A 15,217-nucleotide genomic window follows, 5' to 3' on the forward strand; every position below is an offset into this window, starting at 1 on the left:
TCTGTCGACTGAGTTCAATACCGTATTGCTTAAACATCGCTTCCTGGCGATACAGCGGTAACCCGTATTGGTATTTACTGGTGATAAGCTGACTGAGCAAACTGCTGGTTGCAATGCCTTTGTTGATGGGCATGGCAGGCATTGAGGCTTGTTTAATCTGTGTCTGAGTTGAGGATTTATCACAGTGACGGCAGGCGTATTTAGGCCTAATATGCTCAATCACTTTGATTTTAGCGGGTATGAACTCAAGCTTTTCTGACTTATCTTCACCCATTTTATGTAGCTCACCGCCACAGCAATCACAGGTTTTGTCGATGATGTCGTGAATAACCTGCTCACGAGGTAAGTCTTTTGGCAGTGCCTTACGCACCGGCTTTTTACGGGTATAGCTAATGGATTGTTGCTCTGCCTCAACTTCCTCAACAATTTCTTCCACTTCATTGAATAACTCGCCTTGCCCGGCAAAGCCTTCAGCACTTTTGCCGAATTGTTTTTGTTGGGCCAAGCTCCAGCGCTCTTCCAATGCCGCAATCTGGGCATCCTTCTGCGCTAACAGTTTTTCAAGTTCAGCAATGCGCTGTTTAAGGGCGAGTTCATTTTTCATGACGCCTATTTTAAGGCATCATCAAAGGCTTTGCAGTGCTAACTGAACTCACTTTGATGATCATCAATCGATCGCAAATATTAAAGCATTTTCTTACCTGCGACATCAATTTTACTGTGTCCAATCACATCATAACCCGATAATAACCAGTGTAATTGCTGCTCGCTTAAGGTCATGGTGGGTGACATGAGTTTGGGCCATTTGAACTTATGCTTATCTAATCGCTTATACCACAGTGCAAAACCGGTGTTATCCCAGTAAAGCAGTTTGAGTTTGTCACGGCCTTTATTACAAAACACAAATAGCGCACCACTGAGCACGGGTAGTTCAAGCTCTGCTTCCACCAACGCCGCCAGACCATTAATTGATTTTCGAAAATCAACGGCATCGGCACATAAATAGACGGTGGGTACATCAACGAACATCCTCATACCGTTAGCCCTTTAATAATGGCAACGATATCGGCCGTCGCTAAATCGATAGGAAACGTGAGTTGGCCGGTTAGCGTATCAAACTGCAGCGTATTTTGACGAGTTTGCGCGCAGACTTCAGTAGTTTGTTTTACCTGGACAAAACGTGATGATGTAAGGCACTGCGTGTGCACTGGCAAGGTGGAATTAGGCTGGTCTTTTGCCAGTAAAGCACGTTGTTTATAATAAGTCGTAATAGCGACATTATGGTGTTGGCAGAATTCAATATTAGTACCACTAAACGTACTGCGTTGCAGCAAAAGCTGCTGCCACTGTGCGCTTGTTCTGTAAGTTTTCATCACCTGCTCCGAATTTATCATTGAGCAGGTATTTTTAGATAATCAGAACATCGATGCTAGGTGTGGTTCGCTAGACGCTTACAGAACTTCCAACATTTAAAGAGTTGAAAGGACAGTTGTTACTTGCTGATAGAGGGTATTATTCAGGTAGTTATATTCATGAATTAGATAAAGCAGGAGGATTTTACGTATTAAGAGCTAAGGGGTGAAAAGCAGTCAGAGTACATAATGCTTTTAAGCAAAATGGACAGGAATTAACAGGAAGTCATTCCCCAAAGTTATGTGAATTGCTCCCCGAATTACCTAAAAATGATCTTATTGATATGAATGTTAGCATAAAAAACAAGCTAACAAGAGTCGTTGGGTATTGGTCAAAAAAAGAAAAACAATATACATTTTTAGTCACTAATTTATCTATTGATGAATTTACAGCGACTGAAATAGGCAAATTATATAGGTTACGCTGGCAGGTTGAATTACTTTTTAAGGAGTGTAAGTCTTATAATAATTTACGCGGCTTTCAAACATCAAACGCAACCTTACAAGAGGCGCTAATTTATGTAAGTTTAATAGTAACCACGCTTAAAAGGTTTTTAACTGGCTGTATTGAAAAGATATTCAAAACTGAAATGTCTACAATGACAGTAGCAAAAACAACGGGTGTTTGGTGGATTGGCATATTAACAGCGATTATTAGGAAGCATAGGAAAGGATTGTTAAATGCAGTTAATGCAGCATTTGACTTTCTGAGGAAAAATGCAGCTAGGGCACACCCCAAACGCGATCGAAAAACAGGAGTATTTCAGTATGGGGTAGAGCCAAATTTTTAAGGCTGTACTTAATATTTTTCTTAAGTACCTACCTATGACATCCATGTAAGTAGTAAATAAATCCTTGTCATATAATTACTAAAAACGCAATTACCAACTAATTTTAATTTTAGCACGCAAGATAAATAAATCAAGAATTTATAAACTATTTACTACACGTTATTTAGTAATGTTTATAGTCATTTCCAATATATAAACAGTATTAAACAACTCAGGGCTTAAATGGCGATTAACGCTTAAATTTAGTTTCTAAAATTACAGAAGATGTTGTGCGCTCTACTCCATCCAGATTTCCTATATCGTCTAGTAAATGGCTAAGCTGCTCTAAATTTTGAGCCTGTACTACAGCAATTAAATCAAACTCACCACTTATCGCGTAAAGCTGCGAAATTGCATCAATTTGCTTAAGCTCGATATTTGTTTTAGTTGTTAATTTTTGCCTTACTTTTATAGACACATGAGCTGATACCATTTTACTGAGGTAGTCGTCACCATAATCAACGCTATAGCCTTTAATTACACCCGTTTCTTCTAGTTTGAGCATACGGCTTTGTACCGTTGAACGAGATAAGTCAAGCATGCGAGCAAGATCAGAAATACTCGCTCTAGCGTTTGTTTTTAGTACAGAAAGTAGCTTTTCATCTTGTGGAGTTATCATAATGGTTATTTTCTTCGTTATTTTGTCTTTTATTTTAATCATTTTTCACAAAATAGCACTGCAATTTTAATAGCTAACCTTCGATAATGACCTTTACAAGAAATAATAACGTGTTTGCTGAAGAATAAAGGCTATATTCTTCTTTGAGTTAGCAACTAATCTTTTATCTAAGCCCATTAAATTTAGGTGTAAAAATGCAAGTAACAAGAGACTTATTTAACGACGTAATGGTACCAAACTATAATCCATCAGCAATCATTCCAGTTCGTGGTGAAGGTTCACGCGTTTGGGATCAAAATAACAATGAGTTCATTGATTTTGCCGGTGGTATTGCCGTTAACTGTTTGGGTCACTGTCATCCTGCATTAGTTAAAGCATTAAAAGAGCAAGGCGAAAAAATTTGGCATTTATCGAATGTTATGACTAATGAGCCAGCACTTCGTTTAGCTCAAAAAATGGTTGAAGCAACATTCGCTGATAAAGTTTACTTTGCAAACTCAGGCGCAGAAGCAAACGAAGCAGCCCTTAAGCTAGCGCGTCGCTATGCACTGGACGTATATGGCGCTGAAAAAACGCAAATTATTGCATTTAATAAAGGTTTCCATGGTCGAACATTTTTCACAGTCACTGTGGGCGGGCAAGCTGCTTATTCAGATGGCTTTGGTCCAAAACCTGCTGACATAGTACATTGTGATTTTAACGATATAGCGGCATTTGAAGCGCTGATCAGCGATAAAACATGTGCTGTTATGATGGAACCATTACAAGGTGAAGGCGGTATTATTTCACCAACAGATGACTTTGCTAAAAAAGTACGTGAACTTTGTACTAAACATAACGCGTTACTTATTTTTGATGAAGTACAAACGGGTGTTGGTCGCACAGGCGATTTATACGCTTATGAAGGTTTAGGAGTTGTTCCTGACATTTTAACAACGGCAAAAGCATTGGGTGGTGGTTTTCCAATTGGCGCTATGATCACTCGTACACCTATTGCTGAGCATTTAAAAATTGGTACTCACGGTTCTACTTATGGCGGAAACGCACTTGCTTGTGCTGTAGCCGAAGCGGCATTTGATACAGTAAATACACCAGACGTACTAAACGGTGTTAAAGAGCGCGAGCAATTATTCCGTGACGGATTAAACGCAATTAATGAAAAATACAACGTATTTAGCGAAGTACGTGGTAAAGGCTTATTAATTGGCGCAGTACTAAATGACAAATTTGAAGGCCGCGCACGCGACTTTTTAGTAGCCAGTGCTAATAATGGTTTAATGAACCTTGTAGCTGGCATGAATGTAATTCGCTTTACACCGTCTTTAGTTATTCCGTTTGAAGATATTAAAGAAGGCTTAGCGCGCTTTGAAAAAGCGGTTAGCGATGTAGTAAACGGTTAATATAGTTTAAATTAGCACGCCTACTGGCGTGCTATTGGAGCAAGCAATAAATGCAAGTATTACGTCCTATTACTGCCAATGATTTTGAAGCGCTTAAACAAATAGCAATTGAGTCAGGCCATGGGTTTACCTCTTTGCCTGTGGACGATGCACAGCTTAAAGAAAAAATTGAACGTGCTGAAAAAAGCTTTGCCAAAAACATTAACCAGCCACTTGATGAAAGCTATTTATTTGTTTTAGAAGACAGTGAAACAGGTGACGTTATTGGTACAACCGCTATAGAAGCTGCGGTAGGTTTATCGGTGCCTTTATATCATTATCATTTAGGTAAAACAGTACACCACTCACCTACTTTAAATGTATATAACACCGTTGATATTTTAAGCATGTGTAACGACTACACAGGCTGCTCTGAAATATGCACATTATTTTTGCGCGAAAATAGTCGTAAAGGCCTAACGGGTCGATTTTTATCGCGTTCACGCTTTTTGTTTATGGCTCAGCATAGCGAGCGTTTTGCCGATACTGTTATCGCAGAAATGCGCGGTGTTAGCGACGAAGACGGCCACTCTCCTTTTTGGCAATGGCTGCAAGAGCACTTTTTTAGTATCGAATTTCCAGAAGCGGATCACTTAGTGGGCTTAGGCGATAAAGTATTTATTAGCGAGTTAATGCCTAAGTACCCTATTTATGTGAACTTGCTTAGCAAAAAAGCCCAAGCTGTTATTGGGCATGTGCATGAAAAAACAAAACCTGCGCTAAAATTATTAGAAAAAGAAGGTTTTGAGCACAGAGGCTACGTTGACTTATTTGACGCAGGCCCAACGGTTGAAGCAAAGCTTGGTAATATTCGCAGCATTCGTGACTCTCAAGTTTGCCCTATTACTATTGGTGAGCTTGATCACATATCACAAAATAGCTCAGATACGCTGGCTGTATGTAATCAAGGCGTAAGTGGCTTTAGAGCAACATTTACCAAAGACGCACATTACAATCATGCAAAACATACTCTCGTCATTAGCCAAGATGTGGCTAAGGCGCTTAATTTAAGCCAAGGAGACGCAGCGCGATTTTTCCGCCTGTAAATAATTTATGAATACACACCTAATTAATAACCAGTGGCATACAGGCCTTGGCCCAGTATTTGAGTCAATCAATCCAAGTAATGGCGATGTGGTATGGCAAGGTAATGGCGCAAACGCTGATCAAGTAGATTCGGCTATAAAAGCAGCCAGAGCTGCGCAATTACAATGGGCAGACAAACCACTTGTAGAGCGTATAGTCATTCTTGAAAGCTTCGCAGCACAATTAAAAGAACACAGCGAAGAATTTGCGACCATAATTGCACGCGAAACAGGAAAGCCATTATGGGAAACCCGCACCGAAGTAGGCGCAATGACAGGTAAAGTAGCTATATCTGTAAAAGCCTACCATGAGCGTACCGGTACAACCGAAAACCCAATGCCCGGTGCTAAAGCGTTTATTAGACACAAACCGCATGGCGTTGTGGCTATTTTTGGCCCGTATAACTTCCCTGGGCATTTACCAAACGGACATATTGTTCCTGCAATTCTAGCTGGCAACACAGTGGTATTTAAGCCATCAGAGCTTACTCCGCACGTGGCAGAATTTACCCTCTCACTTTGGCTAAAAGCGGGCTTACCAGCGGGTGTTATTAACCTTGTGCAAGGTGAAATTGAAACAGGTAAAGCACTTGCCTCTCATAAAAATATAGATGGCTTGTTTTTTACCGGTAGCTCAAACACAGGTCACTTACTACATAAACAGTTTGCTGGACACCCCGGTAAGATTTTAGCGCTTGAAATGGGCGGTAATAATCCACTGATTGTAAAAGATGTGAGTGATGTAAGCGCTGCTGTGCACGATATTATTCAATCAGGCTTTACTACCTCAGGTCAGCGCTGTACGTGTGCACGCCGCTTATTTATTGAAAAATCAGCCAACGGCGATGCTATTTTAGAAAAGCTAATAAGCGCAACTAAAAATATAGTTGTAGACGACAGCTTTGCTACAGAGCAGCCTTTTATGGGTGCGATGATAAGCGAAAAAGCAGCACTGGGTATGGTTGCCGCGCAAAGTGAATTAGTCTCAAAAGGCGCGCAAATCCTTGTTGAACTTAAGCAATTAAAATCAGGCACAGGCTTTGTAAGTCCAGGCATTATTGATGTAACAAACATTACCGACATGCCAGATGAAGAACATTTTGGACCGCTAATTAAAGTGTATCGCTTTGATGACTTTGACAGCGCAATCATTGAAGCCAATAACACAAGCTTTGGTTTATCTGCAGGTTTATTGGCTGATAACGAAGATGACTACACTCACTTTTTAAAGCGCATCCGTGCCGGTATTGTTAACTGGAACCGCCCTATTACGGGTGCCTCAAGTGCAGCTCCATTTGGCGGTATTGGCGCCAGTGGTAATCACAGAGCCAGTGCCTATTATGCCGCCGATTATTGCGCATACCCTGTAGCATCTGTTGAGTCAGACAAAGTGAGCTTACCGCAAACCCTAGCGCCGGGCTTAATAATTGAATAAGTAATAAAACCAAATTTTAAATTTAAGGACTTAACATGCATACTGATGTAAATACATTATTTAATAACCTTTGGAAAAATTACTTAAACGTAACTCCATCGGCAGACAAAATTCATGACCTTTTAGGGTCAACGCAAAAAGATGACATCATTAACGATCATATTGCGCTGCGTACATTTAATATTGAAAAAGTGGGTCTTGAAAAACTCGCAGCTCACTTTCTTGCGATTGGTTACAAAGAGTGTGGTGAGTACCACTTTGAAGCTAAAAAACTTTACGCAAAGCACTACGAGCATAGCGACCCTAATCAGCCAAAAGTGTTTATCTCTGAGCTGTTAGTCGAAAAATGCTCGCCAGAGTTACAAGCCATCGTAACTGACATGGTAAGCCAAATTGACGAAAGCGCAGTAACTGCTGATAACTTTTTGTATTCAGGCACGCATTGGCAAGTAAGCACCGATACTTACAAACAACTGCTAGCTGAAAGCGAATATGCGGCGTGGATGTCGGCGTGGGGTTACCGTGCCAATCACTTTACCGTAAACATTAATACGCTTGCTAAGTTTGATAACATTCATGATGTTAACCAAGCCCTGAAAGACGCTGGCTTTTCGCTTAACACGTCAGGCGGCGAGGTCAAAGGCTCACCAGAGGTGTTACTAGAGCAATCGTCAACACTTGCTGATGAATACTCTGTTACCTTTAGTGACGGTGATATGAGCATTCCTAGCTGTTTTTATGAGTTTGCTATTCGTTACCCTAAAGCAGACGGCGAGCTTTATACAGGTTTTGTTGCAGCCTCAGCTGACAAAATATTTGAAAGCACCAACGCTCGATAATAAAACCTAAAGTACTTTATTTTAAAAGCCCGTTATGGGCTTTTTTTATGTCGGTAGTTATGTTGATTAATTATAAAAATAACGGTTTATAATCGTTTTCTAACTTTTCAAACGATAAGTCGCCAATAAAGCGGCCAAAGCTCAACCACGTTGCCAAACCACGTAAGTCTTTAAAGTGTGGTGGCACAAATTGTGGGCTCTCTATTACACCTAAATCATGAAGCTGCGATATTAACCTAAAATCATCTATCGATATTTTACCTACGAGTAATAAAGGAAGCCTATCTATTCGACCTAGCTGTATTGCTACGCGAATTAAGTTATATACCAGTACAAAGCCTTTAATGTAGGCAATGTCTTTTGTAAAAGGCAGACCTGTTGGCGTACTGCCTCTAAATACACGCTGCGCGAGTGTGTAACTGTCATCTTTTGATAAACCTTGCGCGACATAGTCACGGTAAATGTCTACAAACTCAGCGCCATCTATTACCTTTGTAACCGCTTGAATACGATTCACTAATTTAGATAAACGTCTCGGAGTCGATTTTAATGTAATAATTTCGGTTAATACCGCTAAGCCTTCTTGGGTAATAGTGGAGCTAGGCGTGCCTTTACTTAAACATGTTAAATACGGCTGTGCTAAACCATTTTGAGTGGTACCTACGTGTATCCACCCTTCATGAACTTCCAATATATCAAGTTCACGCTGAGAAAATTTAACATCTTGATTAAGCTTAATATTATTAGCACCGGCGGCTGCATCACTGACAATACCATCGCTAAGCATTANCCTGCCATACTAGCGTTTACTTGCTCAGACAAAATACGTACAGCATCAACAGCATCAATATTTTTAGGGTCGTCAGGCAGTATGTCGGCTATTAGTAAATTTTGCAGCGGTTTATCTAGCATATTAGCTAGCTCAGAGAGTGAGGGCTCACCGGCATGGAATAAGTCTTTAGGGTGACCAAATAACTCCACCGATAAGTCATGAAATTCTGGCGTACCTCGATATTCAAGCATACTTAATACCGTTTTATACTCAGTGCACATTTTTCCCATATATTGAGCAATCGGATTTAACTGCCCCAGTTGGTTAATAATGTTACGGTGCAAAGTAGAAAACGCTTGGCGTAACTCGCTAGGTACAAAACCAAGGTCGCGCTGTTGATAGTATGCACGATCGATAAGTGGGTTTTTTTGACATTTCTGTCTAAAAAACTCTTCTTTAGTTTGTTTATCCCAATTAATAGCATCAAGTATCCTAATAGGCGTTTGCAATGCAATTAATTGATCCGATAACTCACGAGTTTTTAGTAGTAACGCCTTGTCTATCATGGTGTAAGCTCAACAATAAATGAGTTTTGAGCATAATTTAAAAAAGCTAAATTACAAAGCAATATCACACTTTTTTAGCTATTGTTTTTAAGATGATCGACCCTCATATCTGTATCGTATGAGTTATCAAATAAAAGGTATAAGACATGAAAAACGAACTCGACAATAAACAGATTTTAGCCGTGTATGAACGTATAATTCAAAAAGGTGAAATGACTGATGAAGGTAAGCATTATCAAGGCGTTACTGCTTATTCAGACGTAGATGGTTACACAGTATACCTACAAGGTAGCGGCGTGGAGCTGCGCTTTGGTTTTCATAATACTTACCACCTTGACTATGAACATGAAAAGCATAAAGACGACTTTTTGAAAAAATTATATAACATTGCAAACGAGAGCTAATGCACCCACGAAAACTCAGACACCGCCCTACCAGTAAGCTCAATACTACTTTTATAAACCAAGTAGTAGAAGAGCTTAGATCTGATCCAAGCAAAGTCTCTATTATTCAAGACAATTTAGAACAGTACCGTGCTCAAACTCATTTAAAGCGTGGTTTTTTACTGGCTATAGAGCGCTTTGATTGGGTTTTTGAAGCAAGCAAAGATATTGATTTCATTTGCCAGCAAATTTTAGCTGATGACTATATTGGCAATAGACTAAGACGTTACCCTCTCCTTTTTAAAGGTGTTATTAATAATACCTGACCTTTCAAAACCAAGCGCTTTAAAACGATAAAACCATAAAGTTTACTCTCTATATAAATTTATTAGAGCACTAAGCAATTACAGGTTTAGTGCGCTTTTGCATTAAAATAATACTATTAGTGCTCTAACTATTACTGCACTAACGATTTTTACACATTTTATTCATTTATTGCTGTAAACAAATCATTACTATTATTTAATCTCAAAAAAAACCTTGCAACACCATGTTTTATAAGAAATTAAATAAAATAAAATTTTATCTTCTTTATCGCATTAGTTGCACTTTTATTAATGATTAATCTACATTTTGGCATCTAGATATTTACCTCAACCTTGAATTGTTAGAGCTATTACCTTAAGCTTATCTTTATTGAACGTTCAATTAATAAAAATTATGCCTAAAGTTGGAATGGAACCTGTCAGGCGTCAGCAGTTAATTGACGCAACTATAGAATCTGTTGCGACGAATGGATTACAAGGAACGACTATAAACAGCATTAGTAAAAATGCAGGTTTATCGTCGGGTATTATTAGTCATTATTTTGGTGGTAAGCAGGGGCTGATTGAAGCCACTGTTCGATACTTACTAACAAGCTTAAAACAAGACTTGATAGGCAAGGTAAATCATCAAACAAATGCGACTGAACGTTTAATGTTTATTATCGAAGCCAACTTTGCGCTTGTACAACAGCGTAATGATACCACCCGAACGTGGTTAAGTTTTTGGGCGCAATCGATGCATGATGAAGAATTACACCGACTACAAAATGTAAACAGTAAACGCTTGCAAAGTAATTTAGCATTTTCTTTTAAACAGTTAATGCCTATTGAGCAAGCAAATCAAGCTGCAGAACTTAGCGCCGCAATGATCGATGGCCTATGGTTAAGAGCAGTACTGAGTAAATCAGACAATAATCAGTTTAAACACTGTGAAAAGTTAGCAAAAAGCTATGTACTTTCACTTATCAAGCAATATGGAGCCTAGCGTGACTACACCTGTCTATCAAAATTTTATTAACGGCCATTTTCTTGCAAACCAGAACGGCAAAACATTTGATGTAACAAACCCAGCAACGGGCGAGGTTATTTACGCAGTAGAAATTGCCGACGAATTTATTCAAAACGCAGCCATTGAGAGTGCAAAGCAAGGTTTTGCTCAGTGGTCAGCAATGACACCCATTGAACGTAGCCGCATTTTATTAAAAGCAGTGGCTATTTTACGCGAGCGCAACGATGAACTAGCACTTGTAGAAGTACTCGACACCGGTAAACCAATGCAAGAAGCAAATTGTGTTGATATTGAAACTGGCGCTGATGTAATTGAATACTTTGCAGGTCTTGCGCCAGCACAAGTAGGCCAACAACAAATGGTTGGTGATGACTTTTACTACACACGCAAAGAACCATTAGGTATTTGTGCGGGTATTGGTGCATGGAACTACCCACTACAAATTGCATGTTGGAAGTCGGGCCCTGCCCTTGCTGCTGGTAATGCATTTATATTCAAACCATCAGAAGAAACACCACTGGGCGCTCTTAAACTTGCAGAAGTATTTGTTGAAGCTGGCGTACCTGCAGGTGTGTTTAATGTGGTTCAAGGCGCGGGCGATGTAGGCCAGTGGCTAACGCAGCATAGCGAGATTGACAAAGTATCGTTCACGGGTGAAGTAGGCACAGGTAAAAAAGTAGTAGCAAGTGCTGCCGGTACTTTAAAAGATGTCACGATGGAACTTGGTGGGAAATCTCCACTATTAGTATTCGATGACGCCAACATTGAGCAAGCAGTTAGCGCGGCCATGTTAGGTAATTTTTATACGCAAGGCGAAATTTGTACTAACTGTACACGTATTTACGTTCATAAAAATGTATATCAGCAATTTATTGATGAGCTTAAAGCGCGCACTGAGAAAAACATTATTGCTGGCGACCCACAAGATTTAAATACAAACTTTGGCGCACTTATTTCTAAAAAGCATCAAGAACTAGTAATGAGCTACGTTAATAAAGGCATAGAAGAAGGTGCAACGCTTTTAACTGGTGGTACAACGCTTTCACCAGAATCTGCACCTAATGGCTATTTTGTAGCACCGACTGTGTTTATTGATTGTAATGACGACATGACTATCGTTAAAGAAGAAATATTTGGCCCAGTAATGAGCGTGCTTGTTTTTGACGACGAAGACGATGTGATTGCACGCGCTAACGGTACACACCTAGGCTTAGCTGCTGGCGTATTTACGAGTGATATTAAACGTGCTCACCGCGTAATTCATAAGTTACAAGCCGGTATTTGTTGGATTAATGCATACGGTAACTCACCGGCTGAAATGCCAGTTGGCGGTTATAAGCAATCGGGTATTGGCCGTGAAAATGGTATACAAACGCTTGATCAATACACGCAAACTAAGTCTATTTATGTTGGTATGGCCGACATAGAAAGCCCATTTTAAGGCGCCCTACTATGAGTAATCATTACGACTATATTATTGTTGGCGCGGGTTCGGCGGGTTGTGTTTTAGCCAATCGTTTATCTGAAGATTCAAGTAACCGCGTGTTACTACTTGAAACTGGCGGTAGCGATAAAAGTATCTTTATAAAAATGCCAACCGCGTTATCTATTCCTATGAATAGTGACAAATACGCATGGCAGTTTCATACGCAGCCTGAGCCTCATTTAGATAACCGTGAAATGCATTGCCCACGAGGCAAAGTATTAGGCGGCTCGTCATCTATTAATGGCATGGTGTATGTGCGTGGCCACGCTAAAGATTTTGACGAATGGCAGCAACACGGTGCAAACGGCTGGGATTACCAATCGTGTTTACCGTATTTTCAAAAGGCAGAAAGCTTTTACCTTGGTGAAAATACTTACCGTGGTGGCAAAGGCCCGCTTGGCGTTAATAACGGCAACGAAATGAAAAACCCGCTTTACCGCACCTTTATCAAAGCAGGTGTACAAGCCGGTTACGCTTCTACAGATGATTATAATGCGTCGCAGCAAGAGGGTTTTGGCCCAATGCACATGACCGTAAAAGACGGCGTGCGCAGCTCTGCTTCTCGTGAGTATTTAGACCCTGTTAAATCGCGTAGTAATTTAACGATTATTACAGGTGCACTAGCACAACGCGTGATTTTAGATGGCAAGAAAGCTACTGGCATCGAATACAAAGTAAATGGCGACGTTAAAACTGCACATGCTGAAAAAGACGTTGTATTAAGTGCAGGCCCAATCGGCTCTCCACATATTTTACAACTCTCTGGTATTGGTGACACACAAGCGCTTGAAAAAGCAGGCGTTGAAGTACAACATCATCTACCTGGTGTTGGTCAAAACTTACAAGATCATCTTGAGTTTTACTTTCAATACAAGTGTAAGCAACCTATCACGCTTAACGGCAAGCTAGGCATTGTTTCAAAAGGTTTGATTGGCGCGCGCTGGTTATTAACGCGTTCGGGTTTAGGTGCAACGAATCATTTTGAATCGTGCGCGTTTATTCGCTCAAAACCAGGTGTTGAATGGCCAGATATTCAGTATCACTTTTTACCAGCGGCTATGCGTTACGATGGTAGAAGTGCATTTGCAGGTCATGGTTTTCAGGTACATGTTGGTCATAACAAACCAAAAAGCCGTGGTAGTGTGACTATTGCTTCTGCAAATCCTGAGCAACCACCAACAATTTTATTTAATTACCTTGAGCATCAAGACGATATTGAAGGCTTTAGAGCGTGCGTTCGCTTAACACGCGACATAATCGAACAAAGTGCCTTTGATGAATATCGCGATGAAGAAATTCAACCTGGTAAACATATTCAAACAGATGAAGAAATAGATGCCTTTGTACGCCAAGCCGTAGAAAGTGCCTACCACCCTTCTTGCTCATGCAAAATGGGTGAAGATGATATGGCCGTTGTTAATTCAAATACGCAAGTACATGGTATTGAAGGACTACGTGTTGTTGACTCATCTATATTCCCAACAGTTCCTAATGGAAACTTAAATGCACCTACTATTATGGTTGCCGAAAAAGCAGCTGACATAATTTTAGGTAAAGACCCATTACAGAAATCGGATGTGAATGTTGCCATAACAACAAACTGGCAAGAAACACAACGTAGTACGGAGATCTAACTTTAGCCACATGCTTAGGTTTAGTCTCGTCGGGCTAAGCCAATGCGTGCCTTGCAGTGGCACACGATGTAAATAGGTTACGTTGTGTTAATGCGAGAATAAAACAATAAAATACGGAGTGCTTATGAATTATTTTTATTCATTACTGGAGGGTAACAATGACTATTTGGCTTAATGCAGGGATCATTTTTACCTTACTTGCCATTATCACTATTTTAATTAAATGGGGTAATGTTCGCGTAGTAGGTGTAACACCAGTTCGAACCTTTACGTTTATAGCAATACTATTTACTTCTGGCCTAGATGTTGGCCTTATCATGTTTCCTTTAACTGAGTTTGCAGGTTATGCAGACATAAAAGCAAGCCCAGAATACGCGTTTGCAAATCCACTGGCTATTGAGTTTGGCTACTGGGGATTTTTGATCTGGGGATTTTACTTTCTTACGTGCTTTTATTTCTGTGTAATAGAACCTAAAGTGAAATTTTTCGAAATTCCTTGGGTTAAATTTATCAATAACGTTGTAATTATTGGTACATGTGCATTTACCGCTTATTTGCTGCTTACAAACCTACCGTGGTATTTACCCGGACTAGGTGATGGAACAAGTATAGTTTCTGAATTTTACTTAATTGTGTTTGCGGCTATCTGTTTTGCTGTGTACTCAAGTACTGATATTAAATATGTACGTATTTTAAGTATTTCTACTACGTGGTTATTTTTAGCTTTAATCGCCTTTATGTGGGCTGGCGCATTTGTGATTGGTGATAGTCAAATGTCAGCATTTACAGATAACTTAGGCTCTATTGGTACTTACTTTGCAAACATTAATGAATTTGTTTTACCGCTTAATGATTACCATGAGTTCTACTTATTCTGGTGGTTTGCGTGGAGCATAATGATTGGTCAATTTACATCACGCTTTGTTGGTGGACTTAAAACATACCAAGTATTAGGTGCAATGTTAATATTTCCATCAATTCCGATTGCGATTTGGTTTAGCGTACTTTATCACTACCATGAAGCGGGCATTCCAACACAAGGCATTAAAAACTTTGCAATGGTATTTGTAGGTATTGTATTTGTAATTAACTCACTCGATTCGTTAGTGCGTTTATATACAGATAACCTAAACTTTACTGTAAAGCGTTTTGGTAAAATGAAATACATAGTCGGAAACATTGTTGCTCTATCACTACTTACACTATTGTTTAAATTAGAATTTTTACAAATTCAGTGGGTAGGCGCATTAGTTATTGGATTGTTCTTTATCTGTGCTGGTTTTATCGGATACAGCAAGTTTAAAACAGTTACAAACATAGACAGCTCACCAAAAGCAAACGAAATTGATTACACAAAAATAGACACAGTACACTAGGGATTA

Annotated in this window: 16 protein-coding genes and 1 pseudogene; 12 read left to right on the forward strand and 5 right to left on the reverse strand. The window is 39.7% G+C overall.

Annotated features, from left to right (window positions below; all coding sequences use genetic code 11):
* The 3 genes from L655_RS0112485 to L655_RS0112495 all read right to left on the reverse strand — a co-directional run.
* A partial coding sequence (locus L655_RS0112485) for an IS66 family transposase zinc-finger binding domain-containing protein (RefSeq protein WP_024604010.1) occupies positions 1-604 on the reverse strand: 604 nt, incomplete at its 3' end.
* An 80-nt stretch (positions 605-684) separates the two neighbouring features.
* A complete protein-coding gene (gene tnpB / locus L655_RS0112490; RefSeq protein ID WP_158001052.1) occupies positions 685-1,029 on the reverse strand; it encodes an IS66 family insertion sequence element accessory protein TnpB in 345 nt (114 codons plus the stop codon).
* A gap of 2 nt (positions 1,030-1,031) precedes the next feature.
* Positions 1,032-1,373, reverse strand: coding sequence for a hypothetical protein (locus L655_RS0112495; protein WP_024591408.1), 342 nt, complete (start codon positions 1,371-1,373; stop codon positions 1,032-1,034).
* Positions 1,374-1,477: 104 nt separating this feature from the next.
* On the opposite strand from L655_RS0112495, the gene L655_RS1000000128520 reads away from it, so the two are divergent.
* Both L655_RS1000000128520 and L655_RS01000000125560 read left to right on the forward strand, forming a co-directional pair.
* Positions 1,478-1,582: a transposase gene (locus tag L655_RS1000000128520; protein ID WP_342626700.1), complete on the forward strand. Its 105-nt coding sequence runs from the start codon at positions 1,478-1,480 to the stop codon at positions 1,580-1,582.
* 114 nt (positions 1,583-1,696) lie between these two features.
* Positions 1,697-2,203, forward strand: a complete 507-nt coding sequence (locus L655_RS01000000125560) for a transposase (protein ID WP_342626699.1) — start codon at positions 1,697-1,699, stop codon at positions 2,201-2,203.
* Positions 2,204-2,432: 229 nt separating this feature from the next.
* Here L655_RS01000000125560 and L655_RS0112505 read toward each other — a convergent pair whose 3' ends face one another.
* Positions 2,433-2,861 carry an Lrp/AsnC family transcriptional regulator gene (locus tag L655_RS0112505; RefSeq protein WP_002958609.1) on the reverse strand — a complete coding sequence of 143 codons (429 nt, stop codon included), beginning with the start codon at positions 2,859-2,861 and terminating at the stop codon, positions 2,433-2,435.
* 194 nt (positions 2,862-3,055) lie between these two features.
* On the opposite strand from L655_RS0112505, the gene L655_RS0112510 reads away from it, so the two are divergent.
* Genes L655_RS0112510 through L655_RS0112525 form a run of 4 tightly spaced genes read left to right on the forward strand, consistent with a single transcriptional unit; the run spans position 3,056 to position 7,659 of the window.
* On the forward strand, positions 3,056-4,261 hold the full coding sequence (locus L655_RS0112510; RefSeq protein WP_024604521.1) for an aspartate aminotransferase family protein: 1,206 nt from the start codon (positions 3,056-3,058) through the stop codon (positions 4,259-4,261).
* 50 nt (positions 4,262-4,311) lie between these two features.
* On the forward strand, positions 4,312-5,346 hold the full coding sequence (astA, locus tag L655_RS0112515) for an arginine N-succinyltransferase (protein WP_024598142.1): 1,035 nt from the start codon (positions 4,312-4,314) through the stop codon (positions 5,344-5,346).
* Between the two features lie 7 nt (positions 5,347-5,353).
* The gene (astD, locus tag L655_RS0112520; protein WP_024604520.1) at positions 5,354-6,820 is read left to right on the forward strand and encodes a succinylglutamate-semialdehyde dehydrogenase; all 1,467 of its coding nucleotides are present in this window, start codon (positions 5,354-5,356) and stop codon (positions 6,818-6,820) included.
* Positions 6,821-6,855: 35 nt separating this feature from the next.
* The gene (locus L655_RS0112525) at positions 6,856-7,659 is read left to right on the forward strand and encodes a DUF1338 domain-containing protein (protein WP_024598144.1); all 804 of its coding nucleotides are present in this window, start codon (positions 6,856-6,858) and stop codon (positions 7,657-7,659) included.
* 70 nt (positions 7,660-7,729) lie between these two features.
* On the opposite strand, the pseudogene L655_RS01000000125565 reads toward L655_RS0112525, so the two are convergent.
* Positions 7,730-8,997: pseudogene (locus tag L655_RS01000000125565) on the reverse strand (flavohemoglobin expression-modulating QEGLA motif protein).
* A 146-nt stretch (positions 8,998-9,143) separates the two neighbouring features.
* On the opposite strand from L655_RS01000000125565, the gene L655_RS0112535 reads away from it, so the two are divergent.
* The 6 genes from L655_RS0112535 (at position 9,144) to L655_RS0112560 (ending at position 15,211) form a co-directional block, all read left to right on the forward strand.
* The gene (locus L655_RS0112535) at positions 9,144-9,401 is read left to right on the forward strand and encodes a DUF3081 domain-containing protein (protein ID WP_008169639.1); all 258 of its coding nucleotides are present in this window, start codon (positions 9,144-9,146) and stop codon (positions 9,399-9,401) included.
* Complete coding sequence (locus L655_RS0112540; protein ID WP_024604519.1) at positions 9,401-9,706, forward strand: hypothetical protein; 306 nt, start codon at positions 9,401-9,403, stop codon at positions 9,704-9,706. Before L655_RS0112535 ends, L655_RS0112540 begins: the two co-directional genes overlap by 1 nt.
* A 409-nt stretch (positions 9,707-10,115) precedes the next feature.
* A complete protein-coding gene (gene betI / locus L655_RS0112545) occupies positions 10,116-10,691 on the forward strand; it encodes a transcriptional regulator BetI (protein WP_024603276.1) in 576 nt (191 codons plus the stop codon).
* Position 10,692: 1 nt separating this feature from the next.
* Positions 10,693-12,156, forward strand: a complete 1,464-nt coding sequence (betB, locus tag L655_RS0112550) for a betaine-aldehyde dehydrogenase (RefSeq protein WP_024604518.1) — start codon at positions 10,693-10,695, stop codon at positions 12,154-12,156.
* 11 nt (positions 12,157-12,167) lie between these two features.
* Complete coding sequence (betA, locus tag L655_RS0112555) at positions 12,168-13,835, forward strand: choline dehydrogenase (RefSeq protein WP_024604517.1); 1,668 nt, start codon at positions 12,168-12,170, stop codon at positions 13,833-13,835.
* Positions 13,836-13,993: 158 nt separating this feature from the next.
* Positions 13,994-15,211: a BCCT family transporter gene (locus L655_RS0112560; RefSeq protein WP_024604516.1), complete on the forward strand. Its 1,218-nt coding sequence runs from the start codon at positions 13,994-13,996 to the stop codon at positions 15,209-15,211.
* The last annotated feature ends 6 nt before the right edge of the window (positions 15,212-15,217 follow it).

This window comes from Pseudoalteromonas sp. TAE79 (genome assembly GCF_000498015.1).
In the GTDB taxonomy this organism is placed as follows: Bacteria; Pseudomonadota; Gammaproteobacteria; order Enterobacterales; family Alteromonadaceae; genus Pseudoalteromonas.

What these genes read in the sequence shown, in the direction of transcription:
- betA (WP_024604517.1), top strand. Translation starts at nt 12,168, where the DNA reads ATGAGTAATCATTACGACTATATTATTGTTGGCGCGGGTTCGGCGGGT.
- L655_RS0112510 (WP_024604521.1), top strand. Translation starts at nt 3,056, where the DNA reads ATGCAAGTAACAAGAGACTTATTTAACGACGTAATGGTACCAAACTAT.
- L655_RS01000000125560 (WP_342626699.1), top strand. Translation starts at nt 1,697, where the DNA reads ATGAATGTTAGCATAAAAAACAAGCTAACAAGAGTCGTTGGGTATTGG.
- astD (WP_024604520.1), top strand. Translation starts at nt 5,354, where the DNA reads ATGAATACACACCTAATTAATAACCAGTGGCATACAGGCCTTGGCCCA.
- astA (WP_024598142.1), top strand. Translation starts at nt 4,312, where the DNA reads ATGCAAGTATTACGTCCTATTACTGCCAATGATTTTGAAGCGCTTAAA.
- betI (WP_024603276.1), top strand. Translation starts at nt 10,116, where the DNA reads ATGGAACCTGTCAGGCGTCAGCAGTTAATTGACGCAACTATAGAATCT.
- L655_RS0112560 (WP_024604516.1), top strand. Translation starts at nt 13,994, where the DNA reads ATGACTATTTGGCTTAATGCAGGGATCATTTTTACCTTACTTGCCATT.
- L655_RS0112495 (WP_024591408.1), bottom strand. Translation starts at nt 1,373, where the DNA reads ATGAAAACTTACAGAACAAGCGCACAGTGGCAGCAGCTTTTGCTGCAA.
- L655_RS0112505 (WP_002958609.1), bottom strand. Translation starts at nt 2,861, where the DNA reads ATGATAACTCCACAAGATGAAAAGCTACTTTCTGTACTAAAAACAAAC.
- L655_RS0112525 (WP_024598144.1), top strand. Translation starts at nt 6,856, where the DNA reads ATGCATACTGATGTAAATACATTATTTAATAACCTTTGGAAAAATTAC.
- tnpB (WP_158001052.1), bottom strand. Translation starts at nt 1,029, where the DNA reads ATGTTCGTTGATGTACCCACCGTCTATTTATGTGCCGATGCCGTTGAT.
- L655_RS0112540 (WP_024604519.1), top strand. Translation starts at nt 9,401, where the DNA reads ATGCACCCACGAAAACTCAGACACCGCCCTACCAGTAAGCTCAATACT.
- L655_RS0112535 (WP_008169639.1), top strand. Translation starts at nt 9,144, where the DNA reads ATGAAAAACGAACTCGACAATAAACAGATTTTAGCCGTGTATGAACGT.